Raw genomic sequence first — 18685 nt, forward strand, 5'->3', positions numbered from 1 at the left:
ACGGCGGATCAGGCGAGCGACTTCTTGGGGGTGGCCTTGACGGCCTTCTTCGCCGGGCCTGTCTTCTTGGCCCCCGCTCCCGACTTCTTCGTGGCGGCCTTCTTGGCCGCCGCCTTCTTCACCACGGCGGAGGCGCCGGTGAGGCTTCCCTTGGGGGCCTTCCTGACGGAGACCTCGCCGCCCTTGGGCAGCTTCTTGTCACCGTTGACGAGGTCCTTGAAGCCCTGTCCGGCCCAGAAGCGGGGGGTGGAGGTCTTCTTGACCCGCACCCGCTCGCCGGTCTGGGGGTTGCGGGCGTAGCGGGCCGGTCGGTCGACCTTCTCGAACGAGCCGAATCCGGTGACGGAGACGCGGTCTCCGGCGACGACAGCGCGAACGATGGCGTCGAGCACGTGGTCGACAGCGTCGGCGGCCTGCTGGCGACCGCCCATCTTGTCCGCGATCGCGTCGACGAGCTGGGCCTTGTTCATGGCAGAACTCCTGTAGGTGAGCGTGCACTTCGATGCCGGACGCGCGGCCGCTGATGTCCAGGGGGCGCGGTGCCGACGAAGGGAAGCAGGGCGCGTCATCCAGGACGGTCGAGCGCCTCCGGTGACAACTAAAGTACACAACGAAAAAGAAACATGCAACGCTAATCGTCATGTTGACGAAAGTAGTTCGGTCGTGTCACTCTGACGTAGCGACAGCGGGTTTGAGCGCACGGCGAGTTGACGCCGCGCTCCCCGCCCCGCCCCCCTCAGACCACTCACGCAGCACATGACCTCGGGAGAACACCCGTGAATGCCAAGCTCGTTGACCCCACGATCCCCACCCTGACCCCGGCGGCCCACCCGCTCAATGCCCACGCCACCGACCGCGCAGCCGGCGTCCTCCTCGGCGCCGCGTGCGGCGACGCCCTCGGCGTCCCCTACGAGTTCGCCCGCCGACTGGGCCCCGACGAGCAGCCCGCCATGATCGGCGGCGGCCTGGGCCCCTACAAGCCCGGCGAGTACTCCGACGACACCCAGATGCACGTCTGCATCGCCGCCGTCGCGTCCACCGGCGCCGACCTCACCAGCCCGACCGCACTCGACCAGATCGCCCGCAACTTCCACCGCTGGCGCGACGGAGGCGCCAGCGACATCGGGAACCAGACCAGCAGCGTGCTCCGCGCCGCGAAGAACCACAAGACGGGCACGCCCGCCCAGGCCATGACGGCGGAAGCCGACGCCTACACCGCCCGCACCCGGTTCAGCGCGGGCAACGGCTCGCTGATGCGGACCGGCATCGTCGCCCTCGCCTACCTGGACGACGCTGACGGAATGGTCCAGGCCGCCACCATGATCAGCTCTCTCACCCACAGCGACCCCGAGTGCGTCGAAGCGTGCATCCTGTGGTGCGCGGGCATCCGAACCGCCGTGCTGGAAGGCCACTTCGACGGAGTCCGTGATGGCATCGCGCTGCTCCCCGAGGACCGACAGGAGATCTGGCACACGAGGCTGGACGAGGCCGAGGCGAACCCGCCCCACCACTGGACCCGCAATGGGTACGTCGTCACGGCCCTCCAGGCCGCGTGGTCCGCCATCACCAATACGCCCGTTCCCGAGCTGGCCCCGGAGCGTGGATCGTTCCCCGCCCAGCACTTCCAGCTCGCCACCGAAGCGGCGGTCCGCGCGGGGGATGACACGGACACCGTGGCCGCTATCGCGGGCGCCCTCCTGGGAGCGCGCTGGGGCGTGTCCGCCATCCCGCTCGCCTGGCAGCAGGCGGTGAACGGCTGGCCCACGATGTCCGGCCCCGATCTCGTCCGCTTGGCCGTCCTGACCGCCCGCAAGGGCATGGACGACGGTGACGGCTGGCCCTCGGCCCCGCGCGTCAAGATCCCCGGCTCCGCCGGAAAGGGCTACGTCGCACAGCACCCCGCCGACGCCGGAGTCCTGCTCGGCAACCTCCCCATGACCGAGTTCGCTGGCACACCGCCGGTCGATGCGGTCGTCTCCCTGTGCCGCGTCGGGCAGGGGCCGATCTTCTCGTCGACCGACATCGAACACGTCCGCGTCTGGCTGGTCGACAGGGAAGGCGAGAACTCCAACCTCCACTACGCCCTCGACCAGGCGGCCCGCCAGGTGCTCCGGCTCCGCAAGGAAGGCAAGCGGGTCTTCCTCCACTGCGTCGCGGGCCGCTCGCGCACCCCCGCCGTGGCAGCGACGTACAGCACGCTCCTGGGAACGGACCCCCGCACCGCCCTGACGGAGGTCTGGGCGACCCTGGGCAAGCACTGGACCCTCCTGGCGCACCCGCAGCTCCACGACGCCGTGTACGAACTGGCCGGGCAGCAGCCGTACCGGCCGCAGTCCCGCCCTCGCCGCCGCTTCTTCCGCAAGCGCAGCTGACCCGGGCGACGCGCCACACCGCTGAAGCCAGAAGCGCGGCCTCCATCCGGAGGCCGCGCTTTCGTCATCGTGAGCATGAAGAACTTGACGCCCTCGTCGCCACGGCGGACAACGCACCCGGGAACACCCGACAGATCTCACCACGACGTGCGAGACCCCAGCAGGAAAGCCGAGAGCCCGCCGGTCGCCTGACCGGCGGGCTCTCTCGTTTCCAGCGACCGTCCGCCCAACCGTTCCGTGGGCTGGCCCATCTGGTCGGTCAACAGCCGGGAGCCGGTCGACAGGGCAAGGCCGCCAAGGCCTCCTAGCGCCTGGGACCGAAGCGGCCGGATCCCCTGCGGCTGAGGACGAACTCGTAGACCGTCTCGCGATACCAGTGATCCTGGAAGACCCGAGGCTTCTTGCCGTCATCGGCAGTCCGGTCGGCGAACGGGACCTGTCCGCGGGCGTGGTAGGCACGGATGGTCTCGCGCGCGAGGGCCTCGCCACGGGTAGTCATGCCCAGCACCTCGGCGAAGTCGTAGATGTCCAGCAGGTCCCGCGGATCTCCTTCGGGCAGATCGTGGACCAGGGCCGGCCCGGTTCCCTTGAAGGCCGCCCAGACATGCGGACGGTGCTTCTCCACCCACGCGTCGACCTCGTGCTGGTCATACGTACGCGGCTGCGTGCTCCGCGGCGCAGGGAAAGCCCGACGAACGACCTTGTCGCCCTCGCGCTTCTCCTTGACCTTGGTCCACTGGAGACCGGTGTACTCGGAGACGCCGTACCGCGGACCAATCATCTCCGCAGTGAGCTCCGCCTGTTCGCCCTGCGCCTCGGCGGCCGGCTCCGCCGCCGGCGCCCGGTCGGCGAGTTCCTTCTGGGCGCCGGCGTCCTCGTCGGTTGCCGACGAGTCGGCCCACGCATGGCTGGACAGCTGAGCGCGTCGTTGAGCTTTGGCCCAGGTGCTCCGGCGATTCTCGCGCACCCACTCGTCGACCTCGGCCGCGCTGTAACCTTGCTCGCCGGCCTCAGGGAACCCCTCAGCGCGAATCCATCCCCGAGCCGTCTGCCCGCTGACGCTGTACGTGGTCGCGATGCCCTGGGCGTCCAGGTGCCCGGTGCGCGCGATGGTCGAACGGTCCGGAAGCTCGCTGCCGGATGCAGGGTGCTGCTCGCTGACCGCCGGCTCCTCGGCCGTCGTCTGCCGGCGCATGCGCCGCTTACGGTTCACGAACTTGTAGGCCGTCTCGCGGTACCACTTCCGCTCCGTGACCTCCGGCTTCTTCCCGTCACCTGGCGTGCGGTCGGGGCCGGGCAGGACCTTCCTGGAGAGGTACCCACGCAGGGTGGCTTCCGGCACCGGCTCCGTCCGCCCGAGGGCCTGGCCCTCCCAGGCGCAGATGTCCGACAGCGTCACCAAGTCCTTCGGCCTGCCGGCGGGCAGGCCGAACGGGTTGTCCGAGTCCTGCCCCTTCGCCCAGTGGACCGGAAGGTTTTCCTTCAGCCACTCGTCCACCAACGCGGCGTCGCGGACCAAGGTCCGTCCGGGACCAGACGGCCAACCCTCCGGGAAACCCGGGAGCGTGGTCCAGTAGGCCACGTTGCCTTCGTTGGCCTCATACTTCTCCGCGATGTCCTGTGAGGTCACGAGTTCATCAGCGTCGGCGGGAATCACCGTTACTCCTTGTCGGACCGGCAGTGAACCCGCAGGCCGTGGTCGAGGTCCCGCGGGTGGGGGCCTGGTCGGTCAAGCTCGAGGTGGAGCCAGCACCGCCGGCTCCACGGCTGCGCCGGCCCCGATCGCGCAGGGGCAGGCGCTAAAGTACATCACGGTAAAACAATACGCAACGCGCGCTCGAGGTGGTGCCTCCGTACGCCGGCGGAGGTGCCTTCGGGGCCGGGCGTGTGTCCGTCCGGCCCCGAAGACACCCCGGCGAGTATTCAGTGCGCCAGCGTGAACTTCTGGCCCGCGCGAGCGTTCTTCGCGCGCAGCTTCTCGTCGCGCGCTCGCTGAAGGCTGCCGAATGTCTCCTGCCCTTGCCTTTTGAGAAGGTGAGGAATCCGGTTCGCCGGGATTCCGACGAGGGGGGACTCGCTGAGCACCGCCAGAAGGTCAGATTCCGTCTGGTCGGTGTAGTCGGCGGCGATCAGCGCTTCGACGTCAGGGAAGACGTCTGCGTGCCTTTCAGTGCTCAGGTCGATGAGGTGGTCCTCTTTTCCTCCGAGGCTGTAGCACCAGAGGAAGTTCTCGGGCGGATCGTTGGCGACAAGCCGCTTAAAGCGGCTGATCTCCTTGGTGTAGCAGTAGAAGCGAACGCCCGGTGAGCTGCGCATGATGCGCAGCCAGGTGAGAAGGTATTCGTCGGAGAAGAACTCGCCTGAATCGTGCACGCGAATCCACTTGCCGACGTACCTCTTGTGCATGAGTTCCTCGGTCATCTGCCTCTCGAATTCCTCCGGATTGTCCCGGCACAGGAGGAGATTCCGAATGTGTGCTGCGCGGACGTTCTTGAACCGGTACGTGCCGACCCGGGCGTAGCACAACTGTGCGCACACGCCGGCCTGAGGGCATACGTTGAAATGGCTTCCATCAGGCATTTCGATCACGAAAGCTGGCAATGTCCAGTTGAATACGCCGATCCTCCTCAGATCCGAGTTCTGGGTGAGGAGCCGCTTGGCGGCGGTGCGGGCGGTCGCGTTCGTGCTCTCAGACATCTCGTTCCTTGTGTTCCGAAGGGGAGGGCGGGCGGGCGTGGCGCCGGGCATGCCGCGTGCGGGCGCATGCGTGCGTGGATCCGAGCGCGATCACGCCGCAGTCGGCTTTCGCGAACTCGGCCGGTCCTGGCGACGGCGCTGGCGGTGCGCGCTGCTCTGGCGGTGGCCGCCGAACTGGGCGTCGTCACCGTGACTGGCGATCAAGCCGGTGGGCCGTGGGAGGTGCGCTTGACCTCGGGCTTCAAGAGGCCCTGGAGCTCGGCGAGGCCCGGCGACGTCGACGACGCGGACGTCGCACTGCCTCCCCGGGGTTGCGAGCACCCGGCCGAGCGGCTGCTGGCGTGGTGAGGTGTTGCCTCACGCAGGGCGCCCCCGGCTGAATCAGCCGGGGGCGCCCGTCGGGGAGGGGAGCGCGATCAGTTGCCGCGTGCGAGGCAGCCGTCGGCGTGCGCGGGAGAGGTACGGAGGCGGGGGGATCCCCCGAGGCCGTCGCGGGTCTGGAGGAGGTGGTCGCCCAAGTCTTCCAGGGAGTTGATCTCTTCGATGGGCACCGGCTTGCCGCACCGGTCGCACGTGCCGATGAGATCGAAGGTGAGGCGGCGGTCATCGTCGTAGGTCGCGAGGAAGTTCAGTGTTCTGTCCGCGAAGGGGATGGACAGCGCCACCGCGGGGAAGTGCTGGCCGTCCGCGACGAGCGGATGGGTGTCGTCGTTCTTGGTGCGGATGCTGACCGGGCGGCCAAGGGAGTTGAGCGAGAGTCGGTGGCGCAGTACCGCCTCCACCCACCGCAGCTCGGTGTCGTGGCCATGGAGGGCCGGGTCCGGACCGATCCGGCTGGCCTGTCCGGTTTGTGCGCGCTTCACCGCGGCCTGGATGGCCGCGGCCTCAATGGGGTTGGAAGGTGTCCTCGTGGTGCTCGGCATCGGATCTCCGAGAAGAAAGGATCGGGTCCGTATCGGCGCGCTGGCGCGCCTCATGGACACCGGGGCTGGAATCGAAGGCCGCGGACAGCGGCTTCGGCCGGCGCAATCTCCCGTCCGGCATCAACCACAGTACCTATTGAAACAACAATAAGCAACACGCACGACGGTGGGAATAAACGGCCGGCCAGCCGCTGCACCCAGGGATACGAGTGGGGCAGCGGCTGGCCGGCCTGTGTGCTGCGGACGTGGCCGGCCTATGCCGGCGCGATGGTGAGCTGGCCGACCTGGTCAAGCAGGAGTTGGGCCCGGGCGAAGGCTGCCGCCTTGTGACCATACGAGGGGACGACCAGGTGCATGGTCTCGTGTGCCAGGGCGCGATCGGCTTCCTCGCGCGTGGTCACCAGCCCGAGGTTGATGGCCATCAACGGCACCTTCAGCCGTGCGGTCTTCGGGCCCAGATACACCTGGGCGGCATAGTGCGAGAGGTAGGGCATGCCGCTGATCGAGGCGTAGGCCGCGAGATCGGTGACGAGGTGAAAGTTGCGCTCGGACACCGTCGCGAACAGCTTGGCGCGCCGACGCAGCCAGCTCACGTCGACGGGGAGGTCGCGCTCGTGCTCCGGCAGCGGGCTCCGCAGATCAGCGTGCCGCTGTTCGGTCACCGGATGTGCTCGATCTGCCATGTGCTTCCTCCTCTCGAGTGGGGTCCTGCTCTTCCGCCAGGGCGTCCGGCCGGCCGTAGCCATCCCCCGGGCCGGCCAGTGGTCGTCTCGCGGCGGTCGGGCCGCGGGGACATCATGCCAACACGTCCCGCGGCCGCCCTTCGGCACCGGCGACGGCGCTGCTCACGCATAGCGTCCGTGCCATGAGTCCGCGTCCAGCCGCTCCAGTGCGGCGTCCTCCTCTGGGGTGAGGCGGTTGGTGAAGTCGTCCCAGCGGTTCAGTTGCTCGAGTTCGGGGCCGTCGGCCGGCTCGATCCGTGCCTTCTGCCCCGTGGTCAGCTCCATCTCCACGCCGTCGTCCACAAGGTCGGCACTGGCTACCGAAAGAGATCGCCGCCGAGCCAGGTTGAGGTTGAACAGGTAGCCGCCGCCCTCGGCGTCCTGGCCACCGACCAGAGGCCTGATCCATATGACCTGGTCGCCGTCGTCCTCGAAGCGGTAGTGGCGGGCGAGAGCAGCGCGGAAGACCTCCGTCCCGTCAGGGCCCGACACGACCAGTCGCGCGCCGGCATCCACCGGGTCCCCGGTCGCGCTGTGGTTGCCTGCGATGAGGTCCGCGAACCGCTGGCGCCACTGCTGCTGTGTTGCTGTCATCGAATCGCTCCTGGTCAGCCCTAGTAGTCGGATTCCGTGCACAGGACATCCTCGACGGGTTTCCCGCCGAGCTGGGTGATGCCCCGCGCGGTGAGGGAGGCAAGGATGCTGCTGCGCTCCGCGGCGGTGTGGCACACGATCCTGCTGGGAGCCTCGGCCCCCAGCAGGTCGATCCCGTTCCGGAACATGATTTCGTTGCTGCTGCCGGTGAACTTGGCGATCTTCATCGGGTCCCGTGTGATGGCCCCCGCGTTGTAGTTGTGGTGCGCGGGGTTGATGGCGCCGTAATGGTCGCCGTTGTAGGCGTAGTAGTCGCTGCGCTGCATGAGTACGCTCGGGTCGTCCCAGATCAGCCGACCCCCACCGGGGGAGCTGGGCGTCTTCTTGACCCGCAGGAACACGCTGTTGGCGCCGCCGGTCATCTTGTCGGCCTGCTCGCTCAAGCCCAGTCCCCCGCCGATGCCCATCACGGCCCGCTTCTCCGTGGAGGCCAGGACCCCGACGCCGAGGAGACTGGCGAGATCGCCGCCGTTGAGGTTGTGGCTCAGTGACCGGCCCTTGAATGCACTCTGGATCTCTGCCTTCTTGCCGGTCACATCGAAGCGGGACCAGGTCAGCCACTTCCCTCCGGTCGAGGGCGTCGGCTCGTAGCCCGGGCTGGCCGCGAGTTCGGCGCCGCTGGAGAACCCGGAGGCCTTCGCGACGGCGTCTCGGACGACCTCGACCTTCATCGGCAGCACCTTGTGGGATGCCTCCAGGTGGATTCTCTTCATGGCCGTCTGCAGCGCGTCGCTGTCGAGCCCCATGAGGGACTCCATGCGCTGGTGCACGATCTCCTGGACCTGGAGATCCTGAAGTCCCTGGGCCGTCTCCATGGCGGCCTTCATGCCGGCGGAGCCCTCCAGCCCCTGGGCCTGGATGTTGTTCGCCAGGTACGTCCACTCGCCCTCGGCCGCGGTCATGGGCTTGTTCATCAGGTGCAGCTGTTCCAGCCGATCCACGAGGTCCTTGCCGTGGCCGGCGCCCGCAGGGGCGTGGACTTCAAGCTGTCCCCTCAGCGAGAACTCTGTGTTCGCCGGGTCGTTGTCCTTGTACGGGCGGTAGACGGCCTTCCAGCCGTCGCCCATGTCGATCTCGTACTCCGTGCCCTTGGCGGAAGAGCGGCTGACACCGTCCCAGGACGTCTGCCCGGTGGCCGGGTCGAGGTTCGCCTGGATCCTGCTGGCCTTGCGGACCGTCGCGGCGAGCGTGCCGGGCTCCGGATCCCCGTCGGGCACCGGTATCTGCTTGGTGACCATCTTGGTCGCGGTGACCTCGTAGGCGTCCATCCAAGGCATGACCGACCCGCCGTTGTCGATCTTGTCCTTCACAACGTCCAGCTGGTCCATGTAGTGCTGGGCCATGGCTTTTTCGTCGTCGCTGATCGACGGGTCGTTGAGGACGGCGGAGACCGCGTCGACGGCCGCCTGGTGCTTGGCGATCGACGCGTCCGACATCGGCAGGCTGCCCTTGAGCTTGTGCTGCACGGAGGTGATTGCGGTCTTGGTCAGCTCGGCCAGCTTCTTCTCCTTGTCGAGGTCGAGGCGCTCCTTGACCTCTTCCTCGACCTGGATCTCCTCCATGTGCGTGCCGGGGATACTCAGCGCGTCGAGGAGCTTCTCCTCGGCCTCCTCGGATATGTGCGTAAGCAGCACCTCCCGCGGTCCGTCCGGCGAGTCGTAGGCGACCAGGGTTGCTTCGGAGTTGATGAAGTCGTCCCCACCCACCAGAATCGGCGTCCCGGTGGGCTCGCCCACCGGAGGCGCCGCCGGCACCGGGGTCAGCGGGGGGTCCGTCTCCTCCTCTTCCTCCTCGACCTCCTCGATGTCCTCGGCCTGGAGCAGCACGTCTTCCTCTGCCGACGGCTCCTCACCGCTGCTCTGCAGCTCCCCCTCGGCGGACGCCTCCTGGGCCTCTTCCTCAGACGGCGCGGCGGCCGCAACGGGCTCGGGCTCAGATTTGGTGCCCAGGAGCCCATCGAGCTCCGCCGGCGGGTCCTCGTCGACAGGAGGTTCCGCAGGGGGAGCCGGCTCGACAACAGGCTCAGGCAGCTCGGGCACCTCGAACGCCGCCTCCCCCGAAGCCCCCGCGGACACGCCCGCCAGGTCGGCCCCCTCGCCTGCCACCGGCGCACCGGTGATGTCCAACGGGGCGGCAGGGGCCTCGGCGAGCGCGGTGGGGCTGACCGCGTAACTCTGGTGGCTCGACTTCGATCCGGTTCCCATCAGCTACCACCGCCGTGCTTGAGGGAGGCGCCGGAGGGCAGGCCCAGTTGCTGGACGAAGAAGTCGGAGAAGTTCTCGCGCAAGTTGTTCTTCCTCTCTACGGCGTGGTCCAGGAACGCTGTGGCGATCTGGTCATGCGTGACCTGGGATTGCGGGATCTTCAGGGCTTTGGCCGCCCGGCTGCGCATCTGCGGGACCCAGGCCACACCGGATTTGGCGCCCTCGTACGCGGTGGAGTGCAGGACGGAGCGCAGCTGTGCGTCCGGCATGGACTCGAACTTCTTGATCACCGGGTGTGCGGCGGCTGGATTGATCTTGACGCCGTTGGCAAGGCCGCCCGAGAGCGCCGCCTGATAGAGCTTCTGGTGGATGGGAGTGACCCCGTTGGGGTCGTAATTGACCGAGAGCTTGTCCGCACCGAAGAACTTGTACGACTGGCCGTGGTCAATTTGCACCAGTCCCCCAGATGGCGTCTGGAGCCAGTTGTCCTGGTAGCCGTCGTGGTCGCTGATGAGCCACGAACCCACGTGCGACCGCACGATGGTGTCCACCTGGGTCTGTGTCCACTGGCTCGGGCTGGAGGTGAACGGCTTGGCGCCCTGCAGCAGCGGCTGGACCGAGCCGGCTGTGCCGTCCTTGGTCTTGTGGTGGTAGACCGGCACCGACGGGACGCCGCTCAAGGCCAGGATTTGGGATGCGGCGGCCTCGGTGTGGCCCAGTGCGCCGCCATGGTTGTGATCGGCCTTGAACATCCACGGCGATCCGTCCGGGGCGGCATGGATGGTCTTGGCGTGTATCCCTCCGAGGTGGGACGCCGTCGTGCCGGCGCCGAAGGTCCAGCTGGCGACCTCCTTGGCGTCGACGCGGGCCGGCAGGTCCTGGTTGGTCGCCTTGGCGTGCTGGACGGCAGCCATCATGGCCTGGACGTTGGCGTTGAACGAGCCCGGCTTCGGTGCCTTCACCGGCTTCGCCGCAGGTGCGGCCGGCTTCGCCGCCGAGTCGGTGCCCTTCGCCGGCAGTTTGCTCGCCAGAGCCTGGACCGCCTCGTCCGACGCCAACCCGTCATCGGGCTTCGTCGAAGGGGCCGCGGCGGCTGCCGCCTTGGCGGCCTTGGCCGCCTCCTTCTTCGCGACGTCCGCGTTGACCTTGTCCTTGATGGCCTGCTGGTCGTACTTCTTGTTGAAGCTCGCGGCTATGTAGTTCTGGACCTGGGCACGTGTGGCCTTGGCGTTGTTGTCCATGCCCAGCTCGCCCGCGACGGTGCGCAGGTCGGAGAGCTTCTGCTTCGCGGCCCACGACTTGAAGTCGCTGGTCAGATCGCCGGGGTGAAGGTACTTCCCCGGTCCGAGAGCCGGGTGCTCTGCGTACGGGGTGTCGCTGGCACCGCCTTGCTGGGTGTAGGGGTACCAGGCGTTCACGTCCGTCTGCATGTCCCGGACGTCGCCGGCGTTCTTCGCCCACGCGGCGATCGCCTGCGGCGCGCCCGGGTCGCCCGCCGGCGGCAGGTTCAGCGGCTGGTCGCCACCGGGAGCCATCGCGACGTGGGCGGCGTAGCCGGCGTCGAGGTTCGCCAGCTTCTCCTGCCGCTTGGCCGCCAGGGCCTTCAGCGACTCCACTTCGCTCTCGGGTGTGCTCGGCCGCATCAGTGCCACGAGCTGGTGACCACCGAGGTGCATCGCCTCGGTCTCGCTCAGCTGCCCCGAAGCGAGAGCCTGCTGTACCAGAGGCTGGACGTCCTTCGCGTGCACGTACGTGTGGTTGAGAGCCTCGTCGACCGCAGACTTGGCCTCGGCCTTGGCCTTCGCCAGGTCCTCGCCGAGCTCGGGACAGTCGGCCGACGCCAGCTTCTGCTCAGCCGCGAGCATCGTTTGCAGGGCCTCGGCCCTCTGTTCCTGAGATTGAGGCCCGTAGGTCTTCTTCGCCTCGTTCCAGGCGTCGATCGACGCGGTCACCGCCTGGGCGGAAGAGGCGACCTCGTCCGGCGTGGCCTTCCAGGCGCCGCCGCTGACGGGCGGCTCGGTGCCCTCGATCTCGTGCAGGTCGGCGAGCGTCATTCCGCCGACCGTCTTGCCGGCGAGCAGCTCGTTGTACCGGCTGAGCGCGGCGGCCTGGATCTTGGCCTTGGACGGAATGTCGCCCGGGTACGCCGGGTCGAGCCAGTGGACCAGGGGGTGCTGGCCCTTGCCGGACAGGCCCACCAGCGCGGGGTGCTCGAAGCCCTTGGCCTCGGCGATCTCGCGCAGGTCGTCCTCGTCGAGCGAGTTCAGATAGGCCAGCGTCTGCGCCTTCAGTGCCTTGGTGTGGGCCTCGATCTCCTCGTCGGAGGCACCCGCCTCCTTCAGCTTCTCGATGGCCTCCTGAGCCTGCTCGACCTGGCCGACGAAGAGGTCGTACCGCTCGACGGGATCCGTCGGGACCTCGTCTTCGGGGTCGACGGCGAACGGCGGGTCGGCGATCTCCTCCATGAGGTTCATCGCCACCAGGAGGTCGGCCTTGGCCTGGACCTCCTCGTCGGACATCGGCTCCGCGGGCGCCTCGGCCACCACGTCGTCCGCTTCGGACGCCGTGGTGGGCCCGACAGCGTAGGAGGCGTGCGAGGACTTGCTGCCAGTGCCCATCAGCCGTCACCCCTCGGCGGGAGCGCAGGGATGACCTCGGCGAGCAGTCCGTCCAGAACGAGGTCTGCGGCGTGCGTGAGGTCGAGCGCACCCTCCGGAACGGCGGCGGGCTCGAGCGAGCACGCGCCCCCGGACTGCGCGATCCAGCGCTCGATGTCCTCGCTGGTGGTGGTCTCGCCCAGGCGCTCGCGCCAGGGATCGGCCTGCTCATAGACAAGGGGGACCCAGCGCACGCCCCGCTCGGCCGGCTGCCGGCTCTGTTCGAGACCGAGCACGGCGACGGGGTCGACAGGGAGGCCGAGCGCGGGGTGCCAGACGAGCAGGATCCACAGTCGCCAGGCCGGAGCGGCCGGCGACGGCTCCGCCGTCTCGGCATCGGTGGGGTTGGGTTCAGTCGTCACGGAGGCTCCTCCCAAAGGTGCTTTCACCTGCTACAGGTGTGGGAGGAGCCGCCGGTGTGACAGTGCGGGCGAAGAAGTTTCAGCGGCTGGGCAGGAGCGAGGCCATGTACTGGACGGTCGCGGCGAAGGCGTCCTCGGTCCGGGCGTGGACGTCTTCGCGCCCGTTGGCGGTCATGACCGCGCCGTGCAAGGCGTATTGGTGGGGGTTCTGGGAGATCAGGGTCAGCCGGGAGCCGAAGATCTGAGCCATCTCGGCGATGCGGTTGGCCCGGGACAGGCCGGTGAGGATGACCGGCATGTCGTCCGGGAGGTTCTCGGCCAGGAAGTGCAGGCCGGGCCGCTCCCAGCTGTCCCAGTCGGCGTTGTCGCGGACGGTCTGCACGTTGATGGCGATGCCGGCCGGCTGGGTGTCCTCGATCCAGGAGAGGTAGCGCTGGAGGTCCTCGAGCCGGAACCAGTACACGTTCGGCACGACGTTCACGCCGGCCTCGGCGAACTCCTGCGCGAGAAGCAGCGATCGACGCATGTTGAGCAGGTGCTCGGTGCGCGGCCAATCCCCGTAGATGCTGTAGTTGCACGAGAGGACCAGGTCCCACTCCTGCTCCGCGATCCGCTCGACGAGCCTGTCGCGGCCGCGGCGGGTCCAGAAGGCCTCGACGAGCGGGTCCTCGCCGTAGCCGACCAGCACGGCCTTCTGGTGGTCCCCGAGGGCGAGGGCCTGGCGGGCGGTCTGCTCGGTGAACCGCTTGTAGAGCGTGTGGGTGTCGGGCGAGAACACGCGCCGCAGACCGACCCCGTAGGCAGGCCAGTTCAGGCTGGCGTCGAGCTTGGTGACCGCCGAGCCGTCGGTCATGGGGATGAAGGCAGGCAGGCCGTCGGGCAACGTGCTGTCGACGGCGATGTCGTCGAAGGTCAGGGTGCCGCCGACGTCCGCCATCCACCCGGCTATGTCGGTCCGGCTCCCGCACCGGATCGGGCACTTGCGGGTCACGCACGCGTTCGCCGGAGCGTCCGCCTCGGCCGCCGAGCACCCGCAGAACCGGCAGTCGGAGTTCTGGCCGGTGCACAGGGGCTCGACGGTCGCCGGGCCGCCCCGGCCGTCGGGCCCGGCGTAGAAGGCGCAGCTGTTGCAGTCGCAGCCGCGGCCCGGAAGGGGCACGCCGACGGTCGGGATGGGCAGGGAGACACTGGTCATGCTGCTTCGCTTCCTTCGGTGGTGGCATCGTGGTCCGTCGCGCCGTCGGCGGTGGCGCCTTCGAGGTGGTCGTGGAGCTCGCGCAGGGCAAGGCGCAGGGAGCCGCGGTCGTACCGCGCGATCTCCTTGCCGGCCCGGACCTCGGCCAGCAGCCCGCGGATGCCGTCCAGGGCGGTACGGATCGTGTTCGACTCCACCGCCGGACGACTCGGGGCGGTGTCGGCCGGCATCGCTTCTGCGGCGGCTTCCGCTGGCGCCGTCGGCTGCATCGGATGGCCCAGCTCAGCGATCTCTGCCCCTTCATCCGCGCCGAGGGCCGACGGAACAGCAGCGTCCTCGCCTTCGTCGGTCTCCTCCTGGTCCTCAGCGCGGGTGGGGACCCGGGTGAGCTTCGCCCGGCGGCCGGCGTTCGCCGCGTCCTGCCGCTCCTCGGCTTCGGTGATGATCTCTTCTGGTCCGAGCTCGGGCTCCTCCAGGCCGACGTTCACGGCGGTCGGGAGCAGGTGGAGCCGCTTGGAGGACTTCAAGGCTGCCCAGATGCCCTCGGCAGCCTGTGCCCGGCCGTTGCGGAGCTCGGCAAATCTGATCCTCGTGTTCAGGCGTACCGCGGCTTCGTCCATCTCCTCGGTGAGGTCACGCGGCAGCGCGCGGAAGGCCCGTACGAGCTCGCCGGCCTTGCGCTCGTTGAGCTGCAGCCCCAGGCGGTCCAGCACCTCGCTCCAGGGCGCGGCACAGGAACTATCGGTGCCGCGGATCTTCTCCAGGGCAAGGAAGCGTTCGGCCGGGTCGGGGATAGCGTAGACCTCTTGCGGCACGGGCTTGCCGGCCTTGAGGAGCTTGCCGACGAGGATGGCGCACCGCTGGTACAGCAACGCGGCGGCCTGCTCCCCGGGCCGCAGGGGCTCGCGGGCGAAGTTCTCGACGAAGCGCCACATGTGACGCTCCTCCTCGGACAACGGGCCCGGGCAGACCACAGCCGGCAGCGCCTGGAAGTGCGGGTTCTCCGGCCGGTTGACGGCGCCCCAGCGCATCGCGCGCAGGCGGCGCTCCCCGGTGACCAGGCGGATCGTCGGCGCCTTGCCGTCGACGACGATCTCCTCGGCCAGGACCGGCTCCAGGAGGCCGATGACGGACATGGAGGAGATCAGGTCGGCGAGTTCCGACGGCGGCAGGGTGTCGGAGGGGTTGCGGGCGTGGGGCTCAGTGAAGGGGGCGCCCTGGCCACGTAGCGGCAGCATCTCGAATCGCCGCTGCCGCAGCTTGACGCTGCGGTGCAGGATCTCGGTGAGCCGGATCATGCTCCCACCGTCCGGCGGAGCCTCGAACGAGGTACTGGTCATGGCGCTGCTTCCTTCAAGGCCGCGGGGAGCGGCCGGTCACTTCGTGGCGAGGTAGAGGTCGGTGGGGCCGGGCCGCGCGGCCGGAGTGCCACGCAGCAGCGGAGTGAAGATCGGGGCGAAGGGCCCGTGCTCCTGGAGCTGCTGCAAGGTGGTGACGCCGATGTTGATGTCGCCCTTGAGGCGGCTGAGGCGGACGTCGGCACCGGCGCGCGTGTAGAGGTCCTCGGTGCGCGCGGCCAGCCGCTGCGGGCGCCGGTCCGGCTCCCCGGCCTTCGGCGGCGCCGCGTCGAGAACCACCAGGACCCGGGGAAAGACCGGGTAGTTGTACATCCACGCCGGCCTGGTCGCGTTCGGGCTGCGTCGCGTGCGATCCGCGCCCTGCGGGACGTACTCGTACAGTCGGCCGTACGCCTGCAGCTTCGCGGCGAGCCGCGCCGAGGTCATTGTGGCGCGGTCGAGTTCGACGAAGAAGCTGAGCATGGTGCGCCGCCCGTTCTCCACGTGCACGTAGTTGAGGACGGCGTCGCTGATGACGTGGTCGTCCTCGAAGCGGCGCTGACCGTCGCGGATCCGGTTGGCGACCTCGGGGGTCCAGTCCAGCGGCCCGCACTCGTGTCCCAGCCGACGCGCCCACTCGACGAAGGCGACCCCGACCTCGTTCACCGCGAGCGTGTGCGCCTGCCGGGCACCGGCGACGGACTCGGGCGTCACCCGGTACGGCCGCGCGGGCAGTTCGCCGGCCTCCTCGACGGACTCGGCGCCGGCTTCGGTGAGGAACCACAAGAACGGCTGGCTCTGCACCCGCCCGCGGCCGCCGGGCCCTTGGGCCCGGATCCGGTCGACCAGCCCGGCCTGGAGCAGCTCGCCGAGCTGCCAGCGCAGGTACACGGGGCGGGCCGGCCGCTTCTCCGGCAGGGTCAGCAGCACGTGCAGCTGGTGGGTGGAGAGCACCCGGTGCTGGTACAGCAACTCCAGGACCTCGCCGCCGATCGCATGGAAGCTGCGCGTGGGTGACGCGAAGCCACGCGTGGGCGCCGCCGCGGCGGCCGCTTCGACAGGGGGCAGAGTCATCCGAGCCTCGACTGGTTCTGGTGGGGGTTGATCGGGCGGACGTTGCCGGGGGCTTCCTCGGCCGGGTCCGTCTCCGCGCCGCTGATGACGGTGCCTTCGCTGTCGTGGACGCGCGGCCTTGCCGCCCCGCTGCCGGACGCGGTGCCGTCGACCGGTCCGTCCGGGCCCTCGGGGTCAGGCGGTGCGGCCTCGTCGAAGTCGGGCTCGTCCGGCGGCAGATCGGCGCCGACCGGTTCGTCGTCGTCCGGCGGAACCGGGAGGGTGACGATGAACCGGCGCAGCCGCGAGTCCAGGCGGCGCAGGTCGGTGAGGATGTCGCGGACCGAGCGCCGCTGCAGGTTCTCGTCGATGGCCCGCGCCAGCCGCTCCTCGTTCTGCGGCCGGTAGTAGTCGCCGTACAAGTCCTCCACCGAGGCGCCGCGGACCCGGAACGGGTCGGTCGTGCCGCCTTCGAGCGTCACGGACATCACGTAGCTGTACCGGTTGAGCTGGACGACCGTGTCGGGAGCGACCTTCTTGCCCCAGCGGCGGGTGACCAGCGTCGCCTCGTCGACGTCGGACGCGGTCGTCGACAGGATGGACAGGTTCTGCAGCAGGCCCTGCCTGGTGGTGGCGCTCAACCGCTGCGCCATCTGCGTCATGGCGAGCAACTTCACGTTGTACTTGCGCAGCTGCTCGGTGATCTGGGCGAGGGTGCCCTTCGATGCGCCGTCCACGCTGGTCAGCTCATCGATAAAGGTGTAGAAGTCGCGCCGCTGGTCGGGCCGGGTGTCCCGCCGCGAGAGGCCGGCCCGGAAGAGGTCGTAGATCAGCAGGGAGCTGATGATGCGGTCGACGTCGCCGGTGCCCGCGGGGCAGACGAAGACGATCTTCCCGGTGTCCATGGCGTGCCGGATGTCGTAGGTCGACCGGCTCGACCCGAGGAACGCCTTGATCGCGTTGGAGGAGGACAGCCGCTCGATGATGTTCGTGACGACCGGGATGGCTTCCTTGCTGTAGCCCGGGAAGACGTTCTCCCAGAAGTCCCGGATGTCCTTGGGCAGGTACTGCAGCACGTTGGTCCGCCAGACGGCGTCCGTGAGAATCGTGCGGATCTGGAAGACCGTGGGCGCCAGGTCAGGCCGGCCGGCGCGGCAGACATGCCACGACAGGTACACCAAGGACTCGACCGCGCGCGTGAGGATGGTCTTCGCACGTCCGGCCGAGTCGGACCAGTTCAACGCCGCGGCGAAGCCGGTGACGATGTACTGGACGATGTCGGGGATCTCGGACTCGCGTCGGCGTTCCATCGACAGCGGGTTCCAGGAGCCAACCATCTTGTCGAGCTCGGGGCTCGTGAGGTCGATCTCCCAAATCCGGTCGGCCAGTTCCTTGTGCGCCAGGTACGGCCGGGCACGGGTCCAGCCGTCACCATGGGGATCAAGGAAGAGCACACCGAACCCGCCGTGGGCGATCGCGATCGCCTGCACGAGCGACATCTCGGTCTTTCCAAAGCCGGACTTACCGAGGAACAGGGCGAAGAGCAGGTACTTCAGCGGGACACCGGCAAGGCGCTCCCCGCCGCCGGCCTTCGCCACCCACCCGAGAGGCAGCAGACCGCGCTGTCCCGTCCACGTCGGCAGCGCTGCGGGCGGCGGCGGGACGACCCCACCCGAGCGGGCGATGTTCGGAGCCATGTTGTGCTTGGTGGGCGGCTTGAGCAGCCCGGCGATCTCCTGGGCGGTCACCCAAGAGTGCCGGCGCGGTACGAAGAGCCCGGTCTCGAAGCGGCGGTCGAACCTGCCCCGGTAGATCCAGTGGTCCGCCCGGACGCGGGTGACTCCGAGGTGGAGACCGACGGGGCGCAGGTGGTTGTCGCCGGACCACGGCTCCAGGGCGGCGAGGACCTGGTCCAGCAGCATCCGGGCCCGGTACTCGTCGCGAGCGCAGGTGCGCACGAGCAGCTGCATGGAGAAGACGGGCTCGGCCCCGGGGACGAGCTTGCCCATGGCGGCCTTCATGTCTGTGATGCGGTAGGTGGTGCGCTGTTGGTGGTGTTGCCGCTGCCGTGCGCCGCCGCCCTGGTTGCCTTTCATCTCGGCGGCGATCTCGGACATCACCGCGCCGAGGTCGAAGCCGAACCGGTTGGTGCGCTGCTGGGGCATGCCGGGTATGGCCGGCCCGTCGGAAGGGTTGCGGCGGGCCTGTGCCAGCAGGCGCCGGCGGCGGCTGCTGACACGGTTCGGGGAAACGGGCACGAGGTCCAGGACGACGTCGGCGCTCTCACCGAGGTCCTCGCGGACGTCGGCTACCGCGTTGGCCAGGGCCTCGAGCGGATCCGGGGTGAGCGGCACTTCGCGCAGGGCGAGGTGGTCGGGGAGGGCCAGGGCGAGCTCGGCGCGGGCGTAGTGCATCTCCCGGGTGGCCGGCCTGCCACGGCCGTCTGTTGCCGGCTTGGCGAGGTCGACCGGCGGGGCGACGGTCGTGTCTGGTGCGATGGTCATGATCT

Annotated in this window: 14 protein-coding genes and 1 pseudogene; 2 read left to right on the forward strand and 13 right to left on the reverse strand. The window is 69.1% G+C overall.

Annotated features, from left to right (window positions below; translation table 11 throughout):
- Positions 1-62: 62 nt before the first annotated feature.
- A pseudogene (locus AB0C59_RS31255) lies at positions 63-470 on the reverse strand (HU family DNA-binding protein); the annotation flags it as partial.
- Positions 471-776: 306 nt separating this feature from the next.
- Here AB0C59_RS31255 and AB0C59_RS31260 point away from each other — a divergent pair.
- The gene (locus tag AB0C59_RS31260) at positions 777-2372 is read left to right on the forward strand and encodes an ADP-ribosylglycohydrolase family protein (protein ID WP_363010571.1); all 1596 of its coding nucleotides are present in this window, start codon (positions 777-779) and stop codon (positions 2370-2372) included.
- 304 nt (positions 2373-2676) lie between these two features.
- On the opposite strand, the gene AB0C59_RS31265 is transcribed toward AB0C59_RS31260, so the two are convergent.
- Positions 2677-4029, reverse strand: coding sequence for a hypothetical protein (locus AB0C59_RS31265; protein ID WP_363010573.1), 1353 nt, complete (start codon positions 4027-4029; stop codon positions 2677-2679).
- A gap of 266 nt (positions 4030-4295) precedes the next feature.
- On the reverse strand, positions 4296-5069 hold the full coding sequence (locus AB0C59_RS31270) for a hypothetical protein (protein ID WP_363010575.1): 774 nt from the start codon (positions 5067-5069) through the stop codon (positions 4296-4298).
- 144 nt (positions 5070-5213) lie between these two features.
- On the opposite strand from AB0C59_RS31270, the gene AB0C59_RS31275 reads away from it, so the two are divergent.
- Complete coding sequence (locus AB0C59_RS31275; RefSeq protein WP_363010577.1) at positions 5214-5417, forward strand: hypothetical protein; 204 nt, start codon at positions 5214-5216, stop codon at positions 5415-5417.
- 68 nt (positions 5418-5485) lie between these two features.
- On the opposite strand, the gene AB0C59_RS31280 is transcribed toward AB0C59_RS31275, so the two are convergent.
- The 10 genes from AB0C59_RS31280 to AB0C59_RS31325 all read right to left on the reverse strand — a co-directional run bounded on the left by AB0C59_RS31280 (position 5486) and on the right by AB0C59_RS31325 (position 18680).
- Complete coding sequence (locus AB0C59_RS31280; protein ID WP_363010579.1) at positions 5486-5992, reverse strand: hypothetical protein; 507 nt, start codon at positions 5990-5992, stop codon at positions 5486-5488.
- 254 nt (positions 5993-6246) lie between these two features.
- On the reverse strand, positions 6247-6675 hold the full coding sequence (locus AB0C59_RS31285) for a hypothetical protein (protein ID WP_363010581.1): 429 nt from the start codon (positions 6673-6675) through the stop codon (positions 6247-6249).
- A 162-nt stretch (positions 6676-6837) separates the two neighbouring features.
- A complete protein-coding gene (locus tag AB0C59_RS31290; RefSeq protein ID WP_363010583.1) occupies positions 6838-7308 on the reverse strand; it encodes a hypothetical protein in 471 nt (156 codons plus the stop codon).
- Between the two features lie 20 nt (positions 7309-7328).
- Positions 7329-9572 carry a hypothetical protein gene (locus AB0C59_RS31295; protein ID WP_363010585.1) on the reverse strand — a complete coding sequence of 748 codons (2244 nt, stop codon included), beginning with the start codon at positions 9570-9572 and terminating at the stop codon, positions 7329-7331.
- Positions 9572-12190 (reverse strand): hypothetical protein, encoded by a 2619-nt coding sequence (locus AB0C59_RS31300; RefSeq protein ID WP_363010587.1) that lies wholly within the window; start codon positions 12188-12190, stop codon positions 9572-9574. Before AB0C59_RS31300 ends, AB0C59_RS31295 begins: the two co-directional genes overlap by 1 nt.
- Positions 12190-12591, reverse strand: a complete 402-nt coding sequence (locus AB0C59_RS31305) for a hypothetical protein (RefSeq protein ID WP_363010589.1) — start codon at positions 12589-12591, stop codon at positions 12190-12192. The genes AB0C59_RS31300 and AB0C59_RS31305 overlap by 1 nt, the downstream gene beginning before the upstream one ends.
- Before the next feature lie 79 nt (positions 12592-12670).
- Positions 12671-13786 carry a DUF4417 domain-containing protein gene (locus tag AB0C59_RS31310; RefSeq protein ID WP_363010591.1) on the reverse strand — a complete coding sequence of 372 codons (1116 nt, stop codon included), beginning with the start codon at positions 13784-13786 and terminating at the stop codon, positions 12671-12673.
- Positions 13783-15126 (reverse strand): ParB N-terminal domain-containing protein, encoded by a 1344-nt coding sequence (locus AB0C59_RS31315; protein ID WP_363010593.1) that lies wholly within the window; start codon positions 15124-15126, stop codon positions 13783-13785. Before AB0C59_RS31315 ends, AB0C59_RS31310 begins: the two co-directional genes overlap by 4 nt.
- 36 nt (positions 15127-15162) lie before the next feature.
- Entirely contained in the window at positions 15163-16197 is a 1035-nt protein-coding gene (locus tag AB0C59_RS31320) for a replication-relaxation family protein (RefSeq protein WP_363010595.1), read from the reverse strand.
- Positions 16194-18680, reverse strand: coding sequence for an ATP/GTP-binding protein (locus tag AB0C59_RS31325; protein ID WP_363010597.1), 2487 nt, complete (start codon positions 18678-18680; stop codon positions 16194-16196). The genes AB0C59_RS31320 and AB0C59_RS31325 overlap by 4 nt, the downstream gene beginning before the upstream one ends.
- Positions 18681-18685: the final 5 nt, after the last annotated feature.

Origin of the sequence: Streptomyces sp. NPDC048664 (assembly GCF_040650555.1) — a bacterium.
GTDB lineage: Bacteria > Actinomycetota > Actinomycetes > Streptomycetales > Streptomycetaceae > Streptomyces.